The sequence below is a fragment of the Xanthomonas arboricola genome, from assembly GCF_003353015.1.
GTDB classification, from domain to species: Bacteria; Pseudomonadota; Gammaproteobacteria; order Xanthomonadales; family Xanthomonadaceae; genus Xanthomonas; species Xanthomonas arboricola_E.
In genome coordinates this window covers 657,850-678,598 of record NZ_QREM01000007.1, presented here as the reverse complement: position 1 = coordinate 678,598, position 20,749 = coordinate 657,850, and the positions used below count along the sequence as shown (strand labels likewise).

General features: G+C 67.0%; 15 protein-coding genes and 1 pseudogene. 11 read left to right on the top strand and 5 right to left on the bottom strand.

Annotation, left to right across the window (positions count from 1 at the left end):
• Window positions 1–23 precede the first annotated feature (23 nt).
• From C0541_RS06455 to C0541_RS06445, 3 genes are all read right to left on the bottom strand, one after another.
• Window positions 24–1,322 carry a diguanylate cyclase gene (locus C0541_RS06455; protein WP_161959913.1) on the bottom strand — a complete coding sequence of 433 codons (1,299 nt, stop codon included), beginning with the start codon at window positions 1,320–1,322 and terminating at the stop codon, window positions 24–26.
• A 96-nt stretch (window positions 1,323–1,418) separates the two neighbouring features.
• Window positions 1,419–2,738 carry an NAD(P)/FAD-dependent oxidoreductase gene (locus C0541_RS06450; protein WP_193725876.1) on the bottom strand — a complete coding sequence of 440 codons (1,320 nt, stop codon included), beginning with the start codon at window positions 2,736–2,738 and terminating at the stop codon, window positions 1,419–1,421.
• Window positions 2,735–4,114: a glutamine synthetase family protein gene (locus C0541_RS06445; protein ID WP_115047336.1), complete on the bottom strand. Its 1,380-nt coding sequence runs from the start codon at window positions 4,112–4,114 to the stop codon at window positions 2,735–2,737. Before C0541_RS06445 ends, C0541_RS06450 begins: the two co-directional genes overlap by 4 nt.
• 286 nt (window positions 4,115–4,400) lie before the next feature.
• Between C0541_RS06445 and C0541_RS06440 the strand changes: the two genes are divergently transcribed.
• The 10 genes and pseudogenes from C0541_RS06440 (at window position 4,401) to C0541_RS06395 (ending at window position 17,254) form a co-directional block, all read left to right on the top strand.
• A complete protein-coding gene (locus C0541_RS06440; protein ID WP_115046791.1) occupies window positions 4,401–5,156 on the top strand; it encodes a gamma-glutamyl-gamma-aminobutyrate hydrolase family protein in 756 nt (251 codons plus the stop codon).
• A 6-nt stretch (window positions 5,157–5,162) separates the two neighbouring features.
• Window positions 5,163–6,542, top strand: a pseudogene (locus C0541_RS06435) (glutamine synthetase family protein).
• Window positions 6,543–6,765: 223 nt separating this feature from the next.
• On the top strand, window positions 6,766–8,142 hold the full coding sequence (locus C0541_RS06430) for an aspartate aminotransferase family protein (RefSeq protein WP_115046789.1): 1,377 nt from the start codon (window positions 6,766–6,768) through the stop codon (window positions 8,140–8,142).
• 207 nt (window positions 8,143–8,349) lie between these two features.
• Entirely contained in the window at window positions 8,350–9,465 is a 1,116-nt protein-coding gene (locus C0541_RS06425) for a polyamine ABC transporter substrate-binding protein (protein ID WP_115046787.1), read from the top strand.
• A gap of 194 nt (window positions 9,466–9,659) precedes the next feature.
• Complete coding sequence (locus tag C0541_RS06420; protein ID WP_115046785.1) at window positions 9,660–10,859, top strand: HlyD family secretion protein; 1,200 nt, start codon at window positions 9,660–9,662, stop codon at window positions 10,857–10,859.
• The gene (locus C0541_RS06415; RefSeq protein ID WP_115046783.1) at window positions 10,856–12,439 is read left to right on the top strand and encodes an MDR family MFS transporter; all 1,584 of its coding nucleotides are present in this window, start codon (window positions 10,856–10,858) and stop codon (window positions 12,437–12,439) included. The genes C0541_RS06420 and C0541_RS06415 overlap by 4 nt, the downstream gene beginning before the upstream one ends.
• A 4-nt stretch (window positions 12,440–12,443) precedes the next feature.
• Window positions 12,444–13,931, top strand: a complete 1,488-nt coding sequence (locus C0541_RS06410; protein ID WP_161959912.1) for an efflux transporter outer membrane subunit — start codon at window positions 12,444–12,446, stop codon at window positions 13,929–13,931.
• 436 nt (window positions 13,932–14,367) lie between these two features.
• Entirely contained in the window at window positions 14,368–15,498 is a 1,131-nt protein-coding gene (locus C0541_RS06405; protein WP_161959911.1) for an ABC transporter ATP-binding protein, read from the top strand.
• A complete protein-coding gene (locus C0541_RS06400; RefSeq protein WP_115046779.1) occupies window positions 15,495–16,409 on the top strand; it encodes an ABC transporter permease subunit in 915 nt (304 codons plus the stop codon). The genes C0541_RS06405 and C0541_RS06400 overlap by 4 nt, the downstream gene beginning before the upstream one ends.
• Window positions 16,406–17,254: an ABC transporter permease subunit gene (locus C0541_RS06395; RefSeq protein WP_115046777.1), complete on the top strand. Its 849-nt coding sequence runs from the start codon at window positions 16,406–16,408 to the stop codon at window positions 17,252–17,254. The genes C0541_RS06400 and C0541_RS06395 overlap by 4 nt, the downstream gene beginning before the upstream one ends.
• A gap of 157 nt (window positions 17,255–17,411) precedes the next feature.
• Here C0541_RS06395 and C0541_RS06390 read toward each other — a convergent pair whose 3' ends face one another.
• Window positions 17,412–17,834, bottom strand: a complete 423-nt coding sequence (locus C0541_RS06390; protein WP_161959959.1) for a hypothetical protein — start codon at window positions 17,832–17,834, stop codon at window positions 17,412–17,414.
• A gap of 243 nt (window positions 17,835–18,077) precedes the next feature.
• Between C0541_RS06390 and C0541_RS06385 the strand changes: the two genes are divergently transcribed.
• Window positions 18,078–19,469 carry an NAD-dependent succinate-semialdehyde dehydrogenase gene (locus C0541_RS06385; protein WP_193725875.1) on the top strand — a complete coding sequence of 464 codons (1,392 nt, stop codon included), beginning with the start codon at window positions 18,078–18,080 and terminating at the stop codon, window positions 19,467–19,469.
• A gap of 272 nt (window positions 19,470–19,741) precedes the next feature.
• Here C0541_RS06385 and C0541_RS06380 read toward each other — a convergent pair whose 3' ends face one another.
• Window positions 19,742–20,743, bottom strand: coding sequence for a magnesium and cobalt transport protein CorA (locus tag C0541_RS06380; RefSeq protein ID WP_115046775.1), 1,002 nt, complete (start codon window positions 20,741–20,743; stop codon window positions 19,742–19,744).
• Between the last annotated feature and the right edge of the window lie 6 nt (window positions 20,744–20,749).

Sequence of the window (20,749 nt, the reverse complement as noted above, 5' to 3'; positions counted from 1 at the left end):
CGTCACGGCGGAGCCGGTGCGGCTCAATTGGCCAGACGCACCTGGTTGCGGCCACCGGCCTTGGCCAGGTACAGGTACTTGTCCGCTTCGCCCAACAGGTGGTGCAGCGACTGGCCGTCTTCGGTGGCCACGCACACCCCGATGCTCACCGTCATGCTGAGGGTTTCATCGCCGATCCGTACGCGCAGCGCGCTGATGCGTTCGCGCAGGGTTTCAAAGTAATTGGCGGCGTTGGCGGCATCCAGCCCCGGAACCAGCAGGCAGAATTCCTCGCCGCCGAAACGTGCCACCAGGTCCTGCGGCCGCGCGTGACTGGAGACCGATGCGGCCACCGCCCGCAGCGCCTGGTCGCCGGCCTCGTGGCCCCAGGTGTCGTTGATGTGCTTGAAGTGGTCGATGTCCAGCATCGCCGCGGTGACCGTCTGCTCCTGCGACAGCAGGGTGGGGATCACCCGCTGGCTCTGTTCCAGGAAGTAGCGCCGGTTGGGCAGGCCGGTGAGGAAGTCGCGGGTGGCCAGGTCCTGCAGCGTGCCGATCAGTTCCAGCTGGTCCACATTCTGCGACACGCGGCAGAAGAATTCCTCGCGCGAAAACGGCTTGCGCAGGAAGTCGTTGGCGCCATTCTTCAGGAAGCGCGGGATCAGCGACGAGTCGGTATTGCCGGAGATGCCGATCACCGCGACCTTGTCGCGCGAACGGATCGCGCGCAGCCGGCGGGTGAATTCCACCCCTTCCATGCCGGGCATCTCCTGGTCGACGATGGTCAGGCGGATGCCGGGGTCGCGTTCGATCGCCTGCAGGCCGGCTGCACCGTCGGCGGCCATCACCACGCGGTAGCCGTACATCGACAGCAATGCCGCCGCGTAGGTCCGTGCGGACAGGGAGTCGTCCACCACCAGCGCCGCGATGCGGCGGTTGCGTTCCAGGCGCTGCACCAGCCACGCCAGATATTCGATGCTGCCGGGCGCGTTCTTGAGCACGTAGTCGATGATCTGCTGCTGCAGCACGCGCTGGCGCAGGTCCTCGTCGTAGACGCCGCTGACCACCACGGTGGGCAATTGGCGCGAGAGGAAAAACTCCACGACCTTGTCGCGGTCGCCGTCCACCAGCACCAGGCCGGTCAGGACCAGGAACCAACCGTCTTCCTCGTCCAGTACACGGGCCGCTTCGGCCAGGGTCGATACGACCGTGACCGGCAGTTCGACACGTTGCTCGATGGCCTCGCGCAGCATGCTGGTGAAGGTGCGCGAGTTCTCCACCAGCAACACGCGTTGCGGCAGGACTGCGCTTTCACTGTTGCGATGTAGGGTACCTGGGGACATCGGCTGGCCGTGCGGATCGAACCGTCATACCAGCTAACGGCCCTGCTCGCCAAAACTTGAGTACCGCGTCTCAACGTGCCCAAGACGGCATCCGACTCACCACAAGGCGTCGCGCAGCCGGTACCAGCTCATGGCGGCCACCAGCAGCGGCATGCGCAGCAGGCGCCCCCCGGGGAAGGGCCGATGCGGGATGCGCGCGAACACGTCCAGCCGCCGGCTCTGGCCGGCGATGGCCTCGGCGATGACCTGGCCGGCCAGCCCGGTGGCGGCGACGCCATGCCCGGAGAATCCCTGGGCGAAATACACATTGGACGCCAGCCGTCCCCAGTGCGGGGCGCGATTGCGCGAGATGTCCACGTAGCCGCCCCACAGCGTTTCCAGCGGCACGTCGTGCAGTTGCGGGAACACCGTGTGCATGCGCCGGGTCATCAAGCGATCCAGCCCGGGGGGCGGGCGCGAGGAGTAGCTGGCGCGTCCGCCGAACAGCAGCCGGTGGTCGGCGCTGAGCCGGTAATAATCCAGTGCCCAGTTGGTGTCGGCGACCGCCATGTCGTTGGCGATCAGGGCGCGCGCGCGGGCTGCGCCCAGCGGCGGCGTCGCACCGACATAGGTGCCGACCGGCATGATGTGGCGTTCCAGCGCTGTGGAAACGCCCTGCAGCAGGGCATTGCCGGCGATCACGCCGAACTCGGCGCTGACGCTGCCCTGGGCGGTCTGCATCGTCACGCGCGCGCCATGTTCCAGGCGGCACACCGCCGAGCCCTCGTGGATGCGCACGCCGGCCGCCAGCGCCGCGCGCGCCAGGCCCAGCGCATAGGCCAGCGGCTGCAGGTGGCCGCTGGCCGGGTCGAACATCGCGCCCAGGTAGAGCGGACTGTCCAGCACCTGCCGCGTACGCGCGCGGTCCCACCATTCCAGCGGGTAGTCATAGCGCTCGGCCATGCGCACGATGCCGTGCCGCAAGGCCTGCGCCTGGCGCGGTTTCAGCGGCACGTGGGCGTGACCGTCGCGCCAGTCGCAGGCGATGGCATGACGCGCGATGCGCGCGCGCAGCAGGCGCATGCCGTCGCGCGAGAAGTCGAACAGCAGGCGCGCGTCGGCGTCGCCGACCAGCGCTTCCAGGGTGTCCTGCTCGCAGCCATAGCCGACGATGGCCTGGCCGCCGTTGCGCCCGGAGGCGCCCCAGCCGATGCGCCGGGCTTCCAGCACGATGACGGAGTAGCCGGCCTCGGCCAGGGCGAGCGCGGCGGTGAGGCCGGTGTAGCCGGCGCCGAGGATGCAGACATCGGCATGTGCGACGCCCTGCAGGCGCGGTTGCTCCGGCAAGGCCGGCGTGCTGCGGGCGTACCAGCCGTCGGGATAGCCGTTGCCCGGCGGATCGGCAGGCGGCAGCGATGTGGCCGGGCGGTCCATCACACGATCCGTAGATACCGGGCGTAATCCAGATCCGGCACCTGCGCCTGGTAGTCGAGCAACTCGCGTTGTTTCTGCTGGCCGAACACATGCTGGAACTGGCTGCCGAACTGCGCGCCGACAAAGTCGCTGGTGCCGAATGCATCCACCGCGCCCTGCCAGGTGCGCGGCTGGAACACCGCTTGCGCGTAGGCATTGCCGGTGACGGGCGCGGTGGGCTCGCCGGGGTGTTGCAGGCCGTCCAGCATGGCGCCGAGCACGGCGGCGGCGGCCAGGTACGGGTTGGCATCGGCGCCGGCGATGCGGTGTTCGATGCGGGTGTTGCGTGCATCGCTGTGCGGGATGCGCAGCGCCACGGTGCGGTTGTTGAAGCCCCAGCTCGCATCCAGTGGCACGAAGGCGTTGCTGACGAACCTGCGGTAACTGTTGGCGTGCGGGGCGAACATCAGCAGCGTGGCCTCCGCATGCCGTTGCAGGCCGGCGATGGCATGGCGCAGGCGGTCGGCGGGTGCAGCGGCGCTGCCGGCAAACACGTTGTGGCCGTCGGCATCGAGCAGGCTCACGTGCAGGTGCAGGCCGCTGCCGGCCTGGCCGGGAAACGGCTTGGCCATGAAGCTCGCGAGCTTGCCCTGCTGCTGCGCAATCGCCTTGATGGTGCGCTTGAGCAGGATCGCCTCGTCGCAGGCGGCCACTGCATCGGCGCGATGCTGCAGGTTGATTTCGAACTGGCCGGGCGCGTACTCGGCCACCGCGGTGTCGGCCGGGAGGCCTTGTTGCCGGCAGGCGCCGGTGACCGCGTCAGTGAACGCGCGCTGGTCGTCCAGATCCTGCAGCGAATACACCTGGGTACTGTCGCTGCGCGCACCGGTGTGCGGGTCGCGCGGCGTTTGCGGACGCCCCTGTGCATCGGGCACCGCATCGAACAGGTAGAACTCCAGTTCCACCGCAATCACCGGGGTCAGGCCGAGCGCGGCAAAGCGGTGCAGCACGCGCTGCAGGACCGCACGCGGTGCGACCTCGAAGACGCTGCCGTCCGGCTGCTGCATCGCCAGCAGCAGCTGCGCCATCGGTCGCGGTGCCCATGGCACCGGGCGCAGCGAGCCGGCAATGGGCCGGCAGATGCGATCGGCATCGCCGATGGCATAGCCCAGCCCGGTTTCCTCGACGGTATTGCCGGTGATGTCGGTGGCGATCAGCGACATCGGCAGGCACACCCCGTCGCGATAGATCTTGCCCAGGACCTCGGCGGTCACACGTTTGCCACGCAGCACGCCATTGGTGTCGGGCAACAGCAGGTCGACCGCCTCGCAGCCATCGATCCGCGCCAGTGTGGCGGCATCGTTGGCGGGCAAGCACGCGACGGAGTTCTCGGAAACCATGGGCACCACCTGCAGGGTCGCCATCCAGACTAGCAAAGCGCATGTGATCTTTCGCAATCGTGCGCATGTAGGCCCTGGCAATGCCGCTGGCTGCGCGGTAAGTTCGCAGGCATCCACGACACACCCTCAACCCGTGGCGACCACTCGCTGGCGAGTCGTCGCGGTCGGAGGGCTGCACGTGATGCGCAAGCCGCCAGCTGCGCGCCCCATGTGCCCTGTACAGTGCACACGCCTGCCTGATGGCGCGCACGCGCGTGATGCAGCCGCGTCCAACCGGGAGATCCGCATGGCTGTCGTTCCCCTGGTCGGGTTGCCGACCGATCGCATCCAGCAAGGGCCGCATCCGTTTCTGGCCACCGGCGAAAAATACATCCGCGCGGTGGTGGACGCGGCCGGCGCAATGCCGGTGCTGCTGCCCAGCCTGCAGCCGGCGCTGGAGGCGGGCGTCTGGCTGGAGCGACTGGATGGCCTGTTGCTGACCGGGGCGGTGAGCAATGTCGAGCCGCATCACTACAGCAACGAGCCGAGCTGGGAGGGCAATCCGCACGATCCGGCGCGCGATGCCACCAGCCTAGGGCTGATCCCGCAGGCACTTGCGCGTGGCCTGCCGGTGCTGGCGATCTGCCGCGGCCTGCAGGAGGTCAACGTGGCGCTGGGCGGGCGCCTGCATCAACGCGTGCACGACGTGCCCGGCCTGGCCGATCACCGCGAGGACCGCACCGCGCCGCTGGACATCCAGTACGGCCCGGCGCATCCGGTGCAGCTGCATGCCGGCGGCCTGCTGGCCGGCATCAGCGACAGCGCGCAGGTCGCGGTGAACTCGCTGCACGGGCAGGGCATTGCGCGGCTGGCCGACGGCCTGCTGATCGAGGCGACCGCGCCGGATGGGCTGATCGAAGCCTTTCGCGGCCCCGGGCCGGGCTTCCTGCTGGCGGTGCAGTGGCATCCGGAGTGGCGTGTCACACAGCATCCGTTCTACCGTGCCATCTTCCAGGCCTTCGGCGAGGCCTGCCGCCAATACGCCGCCCGACGCGGTCAGTGAGGTTGCATGTCCATCCGCACACGTTCGCGCACATCCACGCCCAAACAGCCCGAAAGCGCGTTGCGCCGCTGGCTCAAGGAGCGCCACATCACCGAGGTCGAGTGCCTGGTCCCGGACATCACCGGCAACGCACGCGGCAAGATCATTCCGGCCGACAAGTTCTCGCACGACTACGGCACCCGCCTGCCGGAAGGCATCTTCGCCACCACCGTCACCGGCGATTTCCCGGACGATTACTACGCGCTGACCTCGCCATCGGATTCGGACATGCATCTGCGCCCGGACGCGTCCACCGTGCGCATGGTGCCGTGGGCGGCCGACCCCACCGCGCAGGTCATCCACGATTGCTACACCAAGGATGGCCAACCGCATGAGCTTGCCCCGCGCAACGTGCTGCGGCGCGTGCTGGACGCCTATGCCGAGGCCGGGCTGCAACCGGTGGTGGCGCCGGAACTGGAATTCTTCCTGGTGCAGAAGAACACCGATCCGGATTTTCCCTTGCTGCCGCCGGCCGGGCGCTCGGGGCGTCCGGAGACGGCGCGGCAGTCGTATTCGATCGATGCGGTCAACGAGTTCGACCCGATCCTGGACCTGATGTACGACTACTGCGATGCGATGGAGCTGGACGTGGATACGCTGATCCACGAATCCGGCGCCGCGCAGCTGGAGGTCAACTTCACCCACGCCGATGCGCTCTCGCGCGCCGACCAGGTGTTCCTGTTCAAGCGCACCATGCGCGAGGCCGCGCTGCGGCATGGCGTGTATGCGACGTTCCTGGCCAAGCCGATGGAGACCGAGCCGGGCAGTGCGATGCACATCCACCAGAGCCTGTCTCTCCTACACATCTAGATGTTTATAAGAAATAGNAGATGTGTATAAGAGACAGCCTTTGCGCACTATCTCGGTGGCTTGCAGAAATACATTCCGATGGCGATGGGGCTGCTGGCGCCCAATGTCAATTCCTACCGGCGGCTGATGTTCGGCGAGGTCTCGCCGAGCAATGTGCTGTGGGGCTTCGACAATCGCACCTGCGGGCTGCGCGTGCCGATCGATGCACCGCAGAACATGCGGGTGGAAAGCCGCTTTGCCGGCTCCGACGCCAACCCGTATCTGGCAATGGCGGCGACCCTGGCCTGCGGGTTGCTGGGCATCCGCGAGAAGCTCGCGCCGACTGCGCCGATCAGCAGCAACGGCAAGGAGCAGGGCTACGACCTGCCACGCTCGCTGGGCGAGGCACTGGACGGACTGGAGGGCTGCGAGGCCCTGCAGGACATGCTGGGGCGGCGCTTCGTGCGCGCCTACATCTCGGTCAAGCGCAAGGAATACGAGACCTTCTTCCGGGTGATCAGTTCGTGGGAGCGGGAGTTCCTGTTGTTGAATGTGTGAGTGGTTGTGCTGCCGAACACGCGACGGCTCGTTGAAGTTCGGTGTGCCACGCTGTTCCCTTCTCCCCTCGGGAGACGGTGCCCGAAGGGCGGATGAGGGAAGGTCGTCTGGCAATGGCTCGAACCCACGTGCACTGCCGGCGTCCGACGCGTTTTGCGCCAGCTGCTTTTCATAACGCCACTGCATTCGCGCCACTGGCGCGAGCCACCTTCCGGAGCAAGCCGTGCACCCCACCGCGTTGAAAACCCTGCAGCACCTCGATGCCGCCCATCACCTGCATCCGTTCAACGACAACGCGGCGCTGGCCGGGCAGGGCACGCGCATCCTGACCCGCGGCGAGGGCGTGTACGTCTGGGACGCGCACGGCAACAAGCTGCTGGATGCGTTCGGTGGCTTGTGGTGTGTGAATGTGGGCTACGGGCGCACCGAGCTGGCGCAGGCGGCGGCGCGCCAGATGGAACAGCTGGCGTACTACAACAGCTTCTTCCAGTGCACCACCGAGCCCACCATCCATCTGGCCGCCAAGCTGGCGCAGCTGGCGCCGGGCGATCTGAATCATGCGTTCTTCGCCAACTCCGGGTCGGAGGCCAACGACACCATCCTGCGGCTGGTGCGGCATTTCTGGGCGGTGCAGGGGCAGCCGGAAAAGCGCATCTTCATCGGCCGCCATGACGGCTATCACGGCACCACCATGGCCGGTGCCAGCCTGGGTGGCATGCGCGGCATGCACAGGCAGGGCGGCTTGCCGATCCCGGATATCCACCACATCGCGCCGCCGTATCACTTCGGCGATGGCGGGGAGATGGACCCGGAGGACTACGGGCTGCTGGCGGCGCGTCGGCTGGAAGACAGGATTGTCGAACTGGGCCCGGAAAACGTCGCGGCCTTTATCGGCGAGCCCATCATGGGCGCGATCGGCGTCTACATTCCGCCGCGCAGCTACTGGCCGGACATCCAGCGCATCTGCCGGCGCTACGACGTACTGCTGGTGGCCGACGAGGTGATCTGCGGGTTCGGGCGGACCGGTGCCTGGTTCGGCGCGGAGTATTTCGGTTTCCAGCCCGACGTGATGACGCTGGCCAAGGGCATCACCTCCGGCTACATCCCGTTGGCAGCGGCAATGTTCAACGATCGTGTCGCCGGCGTGCTCAAGGCGCAGGGCGGCGAGCTGGCGCATGGCGGTACCTATGCGGGGCATCCGGTCTGCGCGGCGGTGGCGCTGGAGAACCTGCGCCTGCTGCAGGACGAGGGCATCGTGGAGCGCGCGCGCAGCCACGTCGCGCCGTATCTGGCGCAGCGTTGGGCCGAGCTGGGCGAACACCGGCTGGTGGGGGAGGCGCGTATCGCCGGGCTGGTCGGGGCACTGGAATTGGTGCCGGACAAACGCCGGCGCGGCGTCTACTTTCCCGAGCGCGGTCGGGTCGGCGCGCTGTGCCGTGATTTCGCGCTGCGGCGCGGGCTGATCCTGCGTGCCACCTACGACGCGATGCTGTTGTCGCCGCCATTGATCATCACCTGCGAACAGGTCGATGAGCTGTTCGACAAGGCCTGGGCGGCGCTGGACGATACTGCGCAGGCGCTGGGCATCGGTGCCGCCTAAGCCTGCCGGCGCACGTCAAGCTTTGCCGGTCGCGTACCCGCGAGGGCGGCCGGCAGAGGCGATTGCGGCACCTGCCGCGCCGGCCAGCGGGTGCATACGGTTGGTATCCGCCACGCCGCGCTGTGCAAACACAAACACCATGGGTAGGCTGGCCCTTCGACCGGCCGCATCCCGGCCCGCCCTGATCGCGCTGCCCTGGAGACCCGCATGACGCTGCGACTGCTCGCCCTGACGCTGTCCACCACCTTGCTGGCCGCCTGCGGTGGCCGCGATGCGCCCGGCGATGCCGAGGCGCAGGCCAAGGTGCTCAATGTCTACAACTACTCGGACTACATCGCCGAAGACACCATTCCCGCGTTCGAAAGGAGCACCGGCATCAAGGTCACCTACGACGTGTTCGACAGCGACGAGATGGTGGAGACCAAGCTGCTGGCCGGCGGCAGCGACTACGACGTGGTGGTGCCCACGCTGAACTTCTTCGGCCGGCAGATCCAGGCCGGCGTGTTCCTGCCGCTGGACAAGGCCAAGATCCCCAACCTGGCCAATCTGGACCCGGACATCATGCGGCGCATCGCCGCGCAGGACCCGGGCAACGCCTATGGCGTGCCGTACATGATCGGCACCACCGGCATCGGCTACAACGTCGACAAGCTCAAGGCGATCTTCGGCAGCACCGAGGTCGCCAACAGCTGGGATCTGGTGTTCAAGCCGGAGAACCTGTCCAGGCTCAAGGAGTGCGGGGTGACCATCCTGGATACGCCCTCGGACATGATTCCGATCGCGCTGAACTACCTGGGCCTGGATCCGCACAGCACGGTGCCGGCCGAGATCGAACAAGCCGCCGCACTGATCAAGTCCATTCGCCCGTATGTGCAGAACTTCCACTCCAGCCAGTACGTGACCTCGCTGGCCAACGGCAACACCTGCCTGGCGGTGGGCTGGTCGGGCGACATCATCCAGGCGCGCGACCGCGCGGTGGAAGCCGGCAACGGCATCAAGGTGGCCTATGCGATCCCCAAGGAAGGCGCGCCGCAGTGGTTCGACATGCTGGCCATTCCCAAGGACGCCAAGCACCCCGACAACGCCTACGCCTTCATCAATTATCTGTTGACGCCGGAGGTGGCCGCGGCCAACAGCAACTTCATCCACTACGCCAACCCGGTGCGCACCGCCACGCCGCTGGTGGACGCGGCGATCCGCAACGACCCCACCATCTACCCGCCGCCGGAGGTGACCGCCAGGATGTTCACCTATGCGATCAATCCGCCCGAGGTGGACCGGCTGTACACGCGGCTGTGGACCGAGATCAAGACCGGGCGCTGATCGCCGCATTGCCTCCGTCGGTCGGGTATCTGCCTGTCAGGCGCTCGTACGCAAGGCCCAGCGCGCGCTGACTGCGGTCGTCACGCAATCTGTACCGGGCGGTTCAAATAATTGTATGGTTGCGCCGCCTTCGCCGAGCCGCTGATGCGGCCCGCCGTCGCGCGCGCCTCGCCCACGACACAGGATGCATCATCTTGAGCAACCACGACCAGCAGTCCAACGACGGCCAGCCCTCCGGCCCGGATGCGCAAGGCACCGGCGCCAACGAACAGGAGCCGCCCAAGCCCTCGCCGTTGAAGAACCCCAAGGTCAAATGGACGCTGATCGTGGTCGGGGTGCTGGTGGTGGTGCTGCTGGTGATCTGGCTGGCCTATTACCTGATCAAGGGCCGCTACCTGCAGGACACCAACAACGCCTACCTGCAGGCCGACTCGGTGGCCGTGGCGCCGCGGGTCAGCGGCTATGTGACCAAGGTGATGGTGAGCGACAACCAGATCGTGGACGCCGGCCAGCCGCTGCTGCAGATCGACGACCGCACCTACCAGGCGACCCTGCAGCAGGCCGAAGCCGCGATTGCCGCGCGCCACGCCGATATCGCCGCGGCCACCGCCAATGTGTCCGGGCAGGAGTCGGCGCTGGTGCAGGCACGTAGCCAGGTGAGTTCGGCAGCGGCAAGCCTGAGGTTCGCCCAGGCCGAAGTGAAGCGCTTCGCGCCCTTGGCCGCCTCCGGCGCGGACACCCACGAACACCAGGAAAGCCTGCAGCACGAACTGCAGCGCGCACGCGCCCAGTACGAGGCCGCGCAGGCGCAGGTCAAGGGCGCGCAGAGCCAGGTCCTGGCCAGCAGCGCACAGCTGGAGCAGGCCCAGGCCGGCCTCAAGCAGGCCACCGCCGATGCCGACCAGGCCCGCGTGGCCGTGGAAGACACCCGCCTGACCAGCCGCATCCACGGCCGGGTCGGCGACAAGACGGTGCAGGAAGGGCAGTTCCTGGCCGCCGGCACCCGCACCATGACCATCGTGCCGCAGGAATCGCTGTACCTGATCGCCAATTTCAAGGAAACCCAGGTCGGCCTGATGCGTCCCGGCCAGCCGGCCGAGATCGAGGTCGACGCCTTGTCGGGCGTCACGCTGCACGGCAAGGTCGAGAGCCTGTCGCCGGGGACCGGCTCGCAGTTCGCACTGCTGCCGCCGGAGAACGCCACCGGCAACTTCACCAAGGTGGTGCAGCGCGTGCCGGTGCGCATCCGCGTGCTGGCCGGCGAGGAGGCGCGCAAGGTGCTGGTGCCGGGCATGTCGGTCGAGGTCACCGTGGACACGCGCTCGGCCAAGGACGCCAAGCAACGGGCCGAGGAGGAATCCGATCGGGTGCAGGCGCAGGAGCGCGCACAGTGAGTGCAGCGGCAGCCACCGGCCAGCGTGCCGGCGGCGGCGCCCGCGAGAAGGCCGAACCGGGCGCCTGGCTGGCGGTGCTGGCCGGCACCATCGGCTCGTTCATGGCGACGCTGGACATTTCCATCGTCAACGCGGCGCTGCCCACCATCCAGGGCGAGGTCGGCGCCAGCGGCACTGAAGGCACCTGGATTTCCACCGCGTATCTGGTGGCCGAGATCATCATGATCCCGCTGACCGGCTGGTTCGTGCGCACCTTGGGCCTGCGCAACTTCCTGCTGATCTGCGCGGTGATGTTCACCGCGTTTTCGGTGGTGTGCGGGCTGTCGACCTCGTTGACGATGATGATCATCGGCCGCGTGGGGCAGGGCCTGGCCGGCGGTGCGCTGATTCCCACCGCGCTGACCATCGTCGCCACGCGCCTGCCGCCCAGCCAGCAGACCATGGGTACCGCCCTGTTCGGCATGACCGTGATCATGGGCCCGGTGATCGGGCCGCTGCTCGGCGGCTGGCTCACCGAAAACGTCAGCTGGCACTACGCGTTCTTCATCAACGTGCCGATCTGCGTCGGCCTGGTGGCCTTGCTGCTGCTCGGCCTCAAGCATGAAAAAGGCGATTGGGCCGGCCTGCTCAATGCCGACTGGCTGGGCATCTACGGCCTGACCGCCGGCCTGGGCGGACTCACCGTGGTGCTGGAAGAAGGCCAGCGCGAGCGCTGGTTCGAATCCAGCGAGATCAATACGCTGAGCCTGATCGCCCTGAGCGGATTCATCGCCCTGGTGATTTCGCAATTTCGCCGCCGTGCGCCGGTGATCCGCCTGTCGCTGCTGCTGCATCGCAGTTTCGGCGCGGTGTTCGTGATGATCATGGCGGTGGGCATGATCCTGTTCGGCGTCATGTACATGATCCCGCAGTTCCTGGCGGTGATCTCCGGCTACAACACCGAGCAGGCCGGCTACGTGCTGCTGCTGTCCGGGCTGCCGACCGTGCTGCTGATGCCGATGATGCCCAAGCTGCTGGAAGTGGTGGACGTGCGCATCCTGGTGATCGCCGGGCTGATCTGTTTTGCCGCGGCCTGCTTCGTCAACCTGTCGCTGACCGCCGACACCGTGGGCATGCATTTTGTCGCCGGCCAGTTGCTGCAGGGCTGCGGCCTGGCGCTGGCGATGATGTCGTTGAACCAGTCGGCCATCTCCTCGGTGCCGCCCGAGCTGGCCGGCGATGCGTCGGGCCTGTTCAACGCCGGCCGCAACCTGGGCGGCTCGGTGGGACTTGCGCTGATCTCCACCTTCCAGGAGCGCCGCATGACCTTCCACACCGAAACCATCGGCAGCGCGATCACTGCCAACTCCGCGCGTGCGCAGGACTTTCTCTCCGGCCTGACCGCGCAGATGCAGGGCAGCGCCGGTGGCGAAGCCGCCCTTCGCTCGGTCGCGCAACTGGCGCGCCTGGTGCAGCAGCAGGCCCTGGTGATGACCTATAGCGACCTGTTCTGGATCTTCGGCGTGATCGTGGTCTGCACGATTCCGCTGGCCTTTTTGCTCAAGCCGTTACCCAAGGGGACGCACCTTGCAATGCACTGATTCCATGCGCCTGATCCGCATGCCGCTGGCCGCCGCGCTGAGTGTGGTCCTCGGCGGCTGCATGCTCGGTCCCAACTACACCAAGGCACCGGCAGTGGCCGATGCGGCGGTTCAGGCGCCCGCATTGCATCGCGCCAGTGGCGCCGACGTGGTCGCTGCCGCGCCGCTGAATCACTGGTGGGAGGAGTTGCACGATCCGACCCTCACCCAGTTGGTCACCCGGGCCCTGGCCGACAGCCCCAACCTGCGCGCGGCGCAGGCGCGGCTGCGTGCCAACCGCGCACTGGCCAGCCAGCGTCGTGCCGAGCGCCTGCCCAAGCTCAACGCCAGCGCGGTGTATGCGTATGCCGAGCCGCCGCAGACCATCGTCGATACGCTGGGCGGCTTGCAGAACGGCCAGAACGGCCAGCCACCGGCACAGGGCAGCGAGGCGCTGGATCTGGACAAGGCCCAGCTCTACAGCGCCGGCTTCGATGCCAGCTGGGAGCTGGATTTGTTCGGCCGCCGCCGTCGCGCCGCCGAAGGCGCCCTGGCCCAGGCGCAGGCCTCGGAAGCCGAGCTGGCCGATGCGCAGGTACAGCTGGCCGCCGAAGTGGGGCAGGTGTACCTCAACTACCGCGGCCTGCAGGCACGGCTGGACATTGCCGATGCCAACCTGGACAAGATCGGCCAATCGCTGGCGCTGACCCGGCAGCGCCGCGCGCGTGGTGCGGCTTCGGACCTGCAGGTCGAGCAGATCGCCACCCAGGTGCAGCAACAGCAAGCGCAGCGCCTGCCGCTGGAGATGCAGCTGCAGGAAGCGCTGGACCAGCTCGCCTTGATGGTGGGACGCGAACCCGGCGCGCTGGACGCGCAGCTGGCTGCGGTGCGGCCGCTGCCGATGCTGCCCACCGCTGTGCGCGTGGACGATGCCGCTGCGTTGATTCGCCGCCGCCCCGACGTGCGCAAGGCCGAGCGCGAGCTGGCCGCCTCCAGCGCACAGATCGGCGAGGCATTGAATGGCTATTTCCCGCAAGTGACCTTGCTCGGCGGCCTGAGCTGGGTGGCCGGTTCGCCCGGCGATTTCAATTCCGACGCGCTGACCACGCTGGCGGTGCCGATGCTGCGCTGGTCGATCTTCGATTTCGGCAAGACCCGCGCGCAGGTGGAGCAGGCGCGTGCCGGCAACGCCGGGCGCGAGGCGGCCTACGAGGGCGCGGTGCTGGCGGCGTTGCAGGACGCCAATTCCGCGTTGTCGCGTTTCGGTTCGGCACGCAGGCAACTGGTGGTGGCGCGGCAGGCCGAAGCCTCGGCCACGCGCTCGGCCGGGTTGATGCAGCAACGGCGCGATGCCGGAGCGACCTCGTCGATCGATCTGCTCGACGTGCAGCGCCAGCAACTGTCGGCGCAGGACGCCGCCGCGCAGGCGCAGGTGCAGCTGTTGGTCAACTATGTCGCGTTGCAGAAGAGCCTGGGGCTGGGCTGGAGCCAGGCGCCTCGGGAAACGCGCTGAGCCGAGCGCCAGCCGTGGCCCGGTGGTCACGCGTGGATGCAACGGCGGCCAAGCTCGACGCGCTGTGCCGGCGCCGCGTTGGCATGGCGTCGGCAGGGATGGCCGGCCACGCGTATGCACCGGGCTGGTGTGGCCGTCATCGCCGCGTCCGTCGGCCGCTGGGCCCGGACGCGCCCGGCGGCGCACTTTGCACCGGACGACAGGGATGTCGCATGCTGCCAGGCAGCTGCCGCGCCGGATCGATGGCGCGCCGGGTCATGTGGTGGGTCGGCCTACGTGCAGGACCGTCACTGCCCAGCCCAGGGCCGCGATGCCGCCATCATCGTTGCCCGCAGTCGCGCTGCCTGCAGGTGGGCGGCAGCCGCCACATGCTTTTGCCATCATGGCGCGCAGGCTCTGCACACGGCGCCTGCGTCTGCCGCAATCGAGAGGAACCATGTCACTGACCGAGGCCCTGCCGTCACGCTCCAGCGCCGCTGATGCCGGCTACCTGTCCATCAGCGAGGTCCGCAAGGAGTTCGATGGATTCGTCGCGGTCGACGATGTCAGCCTGCAGATCCGCAAGGGCGAGATCTTCGCGCTGCTGGGCGGCTCGGGCAGCGGCAAATCCACCTTGCTGCGCTGCCTGGCCGGTTTCGAGCGGCCTACCAGGGGGCACATCGTGCTCGATGGCCAGCCGATCGACGCACTGCCGCCGTACCAGCGGCCGATCAACATGATGTTCCAGTCCTACGCGCTGTTTCCGCACATGAGCGTGGAGCAGAACATCGCCTTCGGGCTCAAGCAGGAAGCGTTGTCGAAGACGGCCATTGCCACCCGCGTCGGCGAGATGCTCGAGCTGGTGCAGTTGGGCGCGTTGGCCCGGCGCAGGCCGCATCAACTCTCCGGCGGGCAGCAGCAGCGTGTTGCACTGGCACGCTCGCTGGCCAAGCGGCCCAAGCTGTTGCTGCTGGACGAACCGATGGGCGCGCTGGACAAGAAGCTGCGCTCGCAGATGCAGCTGGAACTGGTCAACATCATCGAAACCTCCGGCGTCACCTGCGTCATGGTCACCCACGACCAGGAAGAAGCGATGACCATGGCCACGCGCATCGCGCTGATGGACCAGGGCTGGATCCAGCAGGTCGGCACGCCCGATGAAATCTACGAACAGCCGGCCAATCGCTTCGCCGCCGAATTCATCGGCTCGGTGAATCTGCTCGATGCAGTCATTGCCGAGGACCAACCGGAGTACGTCGCCTTGAAGACGCCTGCCTTCAACGCGCCGATCCGCATCGGCCACGGCATCACCGGGTTCGAAGGGCAGGCGGTGGCGTTTGCACTGCGTCCGGAAAAACTGTCCATCGGCAAGGACGAGCCAGCGCAAGCCTGCAACAAGGCGCAGGGTGTGATCGAGGAGATCGCCTACTTCGGCAGCCATTCGGTCTACCACGTGCGCCTGCCCAGCGGGGTCAAGCTGATGGCCGACTTCGCCAATCGCCAGCGCTGGGCCAGCGAAGCGCTGACCTGGGGCGATGCGGTGTGGGTGGGCTGGGGCGAGGACGACGGCGTGGTGCTCACCGCATGAGGCCGCGCCTGCTCCGTCGCGCAGTGCCCGGCGCGCGTTGGGGCGTGATCGCCGCGCCCTATCTGTGGCTGCTGGTGTTCTTCGCGATCCCGTTCCTGATCGTGCTGAAGATTTCCTTTGCCGAGCGCGCCACTGCAATGCCGCCGTACACGCCGCTGTTCGCGGTTGCGGCCGATGGCGCGGTGAGTATCAAGCTGCACCTGGGCAACTACCTGGCGCTGCTGCGCGACAGCCAGTACCTGGCCGCATACCTGAGCTCGATCAGGATCGCGGCCATCTCCACCGCACTGGCGCTGTTGATCGGCTATCCGATGGCCTATGTGATCGCACGTCTGCCGCTGGCCACGCGTAACGTGGCGATGATGCTGGTGGTGTTGCCGTCGTGGACCTCGTTCCTGATCCGCGTCTATGCCTGGATCGGCATTCTCGACGGCAACGGCCTGCTCAACCAGGCGCTGCTGGCGCTGGGCGTGATCAGGCAGCCGCTGCAGTTGCTGTATACGCCGATCGCCGCCTATATCGGCATCGTGTACTGCTATCTGCCCTTCATGGTGCTGCCGCTGTACGCCAACCTGGTCAAGCACGACAACCGCTTGCTGGAAGCGGCCTACGATCTGGGCGCGCGGCCGTGGCAGGCGTTCGTGCGCATCACCTTGCCGCTGTCGCGCAACGGCATCGTGGCCGGCTGCATGCTGGTGATGATCCCGGCGGTGGGCGAATTCGTGATTCCGGAAATGCTGGGCGGGCCGGACACCTTGATGATCGGCCGCGTGCTGTGGGGCGAGTTCTTCAATAATCGCGACTGGCCGGTGGCCGCTGCGGTGGCCACCGTCATGCTGATCGTACTGTTGGTGCCCATCGTGATCTTCCACCGTTACCAGCAGCGCGAGCTGGAAGGGCGGCTGACATGATGCGCGCCTCTGCCGGCACGCGCCTGCTGGGTGGTGGTGTGCTCGCGCTGGGCCTGGGCTTTCTGTACCTGCCGATCCTGTTGCTGATGGTCTATTCGTTCAACGCCTCGCGTCTTGCCACGGTGTGGGGCGGATTTTCCACGCGCTGGTATGGCGAGTTGCTGCGCGACCGGCAATTGCTGGACGCGGCCTGGGTCAGCCTGGAAGTCGCGTTCTGGACTGCCTGTGCGTCGACGGTGCTGGGCACGATGGCGGCGCTGGCGATGGTGCGCCTGCGGCGTTTTCCCGGCAAGACCCTGTTCGGTGCGCTGATCACCGCACCATTGGTGATGCCGGAGGTGATCATCGGCCTGTCGATCCTGCTGTTGCTGGTCTCGATGGGCGGGGTGCTGGGAATCGCGCCGCGCGGGGCGGTGGCGATCTGGGTGGCGCATGTCACCTTCACCGTCTCCTTCGTCACCGTGGTGATTTCCTCGCGCCTGCAGGAGCTGGATCGCTCGCTGGAAGAAGCGGCGATGGATCTGGGTGCCACGCCGCTGAAGGTGTTCTTCCGGATCACCTTGCCGATCATCGCGCCGGCGTTGGCGTCGGGCTGGCTGCTCGCGTTCACGCTGTCGCTGGACGATGTGGTGATCGCCAGTTTCCTGGCAGGGCCCAGCGCGACGACCTTGCCGATCAAGGTGTTCGCATCGGTGCGGCTGGGCATCAGCCCCAAGATCAACGCACTTGCCACGCTGATGGTGCTGGCGGTGTCGATCGCCGCGGCGATCGGCTGGTGGCTGCTGGCGCGCAGCGAAAAACGCCGCCTGCGCGATCAGCAGCTTGCGCAGCACGCTGGTGCCTGAGCACGCATCCGCGTTGATGCGATGCATGCGCCCCCGGCAGTCGGCCGCCGGATCGGCGTAAACGCTCAGGCCGCAGACGGGTGCGGATGCTGCGGCTCGCCTCCGGAGGTTTGCTGCGCCTGCCGACCGCCGAGCGCAGCAGTTCGATCGGCGACGCTTACCTGGCTGGTGGCGTGTAACCGTTGTCCCAGGGCTGCGGCTTGGTCAGGTAGCACTGGTATTCGGCCCTGATCGTGTAGCCGTGCTGCTCGATTCTGGGTTGTTCGTCGGCGCGGTCCTTGCGGTCGTTCCTGCGGCCGTCCTTGCCGTCGTCCTTGGATGTTCGCTTGTCGGGAAAGACCGTGACCAAGTTCGGCGACGACTGCGCGGTGATGAGTTGGCGGATGGCAGTGTCCGAGCACGCACGCAGCGCGTCGTCCTCGCAGGGTTGCGCGAGATCGGCCTGCAGGCTGGTGCAGCTCACGGTGACAAAGCCGGCCGGCCCGGGCCGCGGTCCACGCAGGAGGTCCTGAACAAAGGCACATCCAGGCAGGCACGCGCTGGTGCCGAGTACACCCAGGACAATGAGATTCCGGCGCATCGTGATGGTCTTCCATGAATGAACAAAGATGCCACTGCGCATGCTAGAGCATCTTGCGCGTTTGGGCAGTTGGATCGTGCAACAGGGCAGGGCGGCTTTTTTGCCTGATCCGGAGTGTGATCACCACCGCTGTTCGTCCGCAGGCTGCCATGGAGGTGCGGCATCGCGTCGCGGCGCCGGCAAACACAGCGTTGCACAGATTTCAGGTGGTTGTGACACGGCTGCAACTTCCCGGCGACTAGCATGACGGGCCTGCAACAGGAGACCGTCATGTCCTACGACACCGTCAACCCGGCCAATGGCCAGGTCGAGCACACCCAGCACACCCTGGACGCTGCGGGCATCGAAGCGCGCCTGGCCGCATCGGCGAAGGCGTTTCCGGCCTGGGCGGCGTTGCCGCTGGCCGAGCGCGGCGCGCTGTTGCGGCGTGTGGGCGAAGAGCTGACCCGTCGGCGCGATGACCTGCAACGCATCATGACCGCAGAGATGGGCAAGCTGCGCGCGGAAGCCCTGGCCGAAGTCGACAAGTGTGCGCAGGCCTGCGCGTATTACGCCGAGCATGCCGCCGAGTACCTGGCCCCGCGCGAGATTCCCACCGAAGCGCAGTCCAGCTATGTGCGTTACGAACCACTGGGCTGCGTGTTTGCGGTGATGCCATGGAATTTTCCGCTGTGGCAGGCATTCCGGTTCCTGGCCCCGGGGCTGATGGCCGGCAATGTCGCGCTGCTCAAGCACGCCAGCAATGTGCCACGCTGCGCCGATGCGATGAAGCAGGTGCTGGATGCGGCCGGTATTCCGCCTGGCGTGTTCGACGTGCTGCATATCGACAACGACCAGGCCGCAGACGTGCTGCGTGACGATCGCATCGCCGCGGTGACGCTGACCGGCAGCGAACGCGCCGGACGCTCGCTGGCTGCCAATGCGGGCGATCAGTTGAAGAAGTGCGTGATGGAACTGGGCGGCAGCGACGCGTTCGTGGTGCTGGAAGACGCCGACCTGGAGCATACGGTCACCTCCGCCGTGCAGTCGCGCTTCGACAACAGCGGGCAGACCTGCATCGCCGCCAAGCGCTTCATCGTGGTGGACGCCATCGCCGATCGCTTCATCGAACGCTTCGTGGCCGCCGCGTCCAGGCGCGTGCCCGGCGACCCGCAGCAGGAGGGCACCACGCTGGCGCCGATGGCGCGCGCGGATCTGCGCGACGAATTGCACAAGCAGGTACAGGCCAGCGTGCAGAAGGGCGCCAAGGTACTACTGGGCGGCGAACCGGTGCCGGGCTCGCATGCAGGCTACCCGGCCACGATCCTCGACCAGGTCGCGCCCGGCATGCCGGCCTACGACGAAGAATTCTTCGGCCCGGTGGCGTCGATCATTCGTGTGGCCGACGAAACAGAAGCAGTACGCGTGGCCAACGACACCAGCTTCGGCCTGGGCGGCAGCGTGTGGACTGCAGACGCCAAGCGCGGCGAGCGCGTCGCGCAGCAACTGCAGTGCGGGGCGGCCTTCGTCAACTCGGTGGTCAAGAGCGATGTGCGCCTGCCATTCGGCGGCATCAAGCGCTCGGGCTTCGGCCGCGAACTCGCCGACCACGGCATCCACGAGTTCATGAACATCAAGACGATCTATGTGGCTTGAGGGCCGGGATTGGGGATTCGGAATCGGGGATTCGCAAAGGCAAGCCGGCTCCCTTCTCCCTCTGGGAGAAGGTGTCCGAAGGGCGGATGAGGGTACGGGCAGCACACGATGATGCCGACGCCTTCAAACCAGCCAGTGCATAGCCGACGCGGCTTGCAGTAGATGCAGTGCGGAAACCTCCAGCAGCTCTGTGCCAAAGCAACACCCAGCAGTCAGAAACCCGCTCGAACCAATCCCGAATCCCCACTCCCGAATCCCGGCCGTAACGCGGCCTACAGCCAGCGCGCACGCTTGAACAGGCGATACAGCACCAGGCAGGAGGCGACCACGCCGGCGACCAGCAGCGGGTAGGCGTAGGGCTTGTCCAGTTCCGGCATGTGGGTGAAGTTCATGCCGTACCAGCTGGTGATCAGCGTAGGGGCGGCCAGCAGCGCGGCCCAGGCGCCCAGGCGCTTGACGGTTTCGCCCTGGGCCAGCGTCACCATCGACAGGTTGACGCTCAGCGCGGTGCCCAGCATTTCGCGCAAGGTGTCGATGGCGTCGTTGATGCGCACGGCATGATCGAGCACGTCGCGCAGGTAGATGCCGACTTCGTCGTGGATCAGCGAGCCCGGGTTGCGCTTGAGGTGTGAGAGCACGTCCTGCAGCGGTGCCACCACCAGCCGCATCTTGTTGAGTTCGCGCTTGAGCTCGTACAGGCGCACCACGGTTTCGCGCTTGTAGTTGTCGGCAAAGATGTCCTTTTCCAGGCCTTCCAGCGTGTCGCGGAACTCGTCCATGATCGGCAGGTAGTTGTCGACCACGAAATCGAGCACGCCGTACAGGCAGAACGAGGCGCCCATGCGCAGCATCGCCGGTTCGCGTTCGACCCGGTGCCGCACCGGCGTATACGACAGCGATGCGCCATGGCGTACCGTCAACAGGAAGCGCGCGCCCAAAAACGCGTGCGTCTCGCCGTAACGGATGCGCTCGTTGACCAGCTGCGCGGTGTTGACCACCACGAACAGGGAATTGCCGTAGCTCTCGGCCTTGGGGCGCTGGTGTGCCTTGAGCGCATCCTCGATGGCCAGATCGTGCAGGCCGAACTCATCCTGCAGTTTGTGCAGCACCGATTCCTGCGGCTCGTACAGCCCCACCCAGACGAACCCATCCGGGCGCTGCAGCACGTCGCTGATCTGTTCCAGGCTGATGTCGTGGCGTTCGCCCTCGCCGTCGTAATAGGCGCAGGTGATGACGCAGGAGGGGTTGTCCGGATGGCGGCCGTGGTGGTTCATGGACGC

What these genes read in the sequence shown, in the direction of transcription:
- C0541_RS06445 (WP_115047336.1), bottom strand. Translation starts at nt 4,114, where the DNA reads ATGGTTTCCGAGAACTCCGTCGCGTGCTTGCCCGCCAACGATGCCGCC.
- C0541_RS06440 (WP_115046791.1), top strand. Translation starts at nt 4,401, where the DNA reads ATGGCTGTCGTTCCCCTGGTCGGGTTGCCGACCGATCGCATCCAGCAA.
- C0541_RS06455 (WP_161959913.1), bottom strand. Translation starts at nt 1,322, where the DNA reads ATGTCCCCAGGTACCCTACATCGCAACAGTGAAAGCGCAGTCCTGCCG.
- C0541_RS06425 (WP_115046787.1), top strand. Translation starts at nt 8,350, where the DNA reads ATGACGCTGCGACTGCTCGCCCTGACGCTGTCCACCACCTTGCTGGCC.
- C0541_RS06400 (WP_115046779.1), top strand. Translation starts at nt 15,495, where the DNA reads ATGAGGCCGCGCCTGCTCCGTCGCGCAGTGCCCGGCGCGCGTTGGGGC.
- C0541_RS06390 (WP_161959959.1), bottom strand. Translation starts at nt 17,834, where the DNA reads ATGCGCCGGAATCTCATTGTCCTGGGTGTACTCGGCACCAGCGCGTGC.
- C0541_RS06395 (WP_115046777.1), top strand. Translation starts at nt 16,406, where the DNA reads ATGATGCGCGCCTCTGCCGGCACGCGCCTGCTGGGTGGTGGTGTGCTC.
- C0541_RS06380 (WP_115046775.1), bottom strand. Translation starts at nt 20,743, where the DNA reads ATGAACCACCACGGCCGCCATCCGGACAACCCCTCCTGCGTCATCACC.
- C0541_RS06405 (WP_161959911.1), top strand. Translation starts at nt 14,368, where the DNA reads ATGTCACTGACCGAGGCCCTGCCGTCACGCTCCAGCGCCGCTGATGCC.
- C0541_RS06410 (WP_161959912.1), top strand. Translation starts at nt 12,444, where the DNA reads ATGCGCCTGATCCGCATGCCGCTGGCCGCCGCGCTGAGTGTGGTCCTC.
- C0541_RS06385 (WP_193725875.1), top strand. Translation starts at nt 18,078, where the DNA reads ATGACGGGCCTGCAACAGGAGACCGTCATGTCCTACGACACCGTCAAC.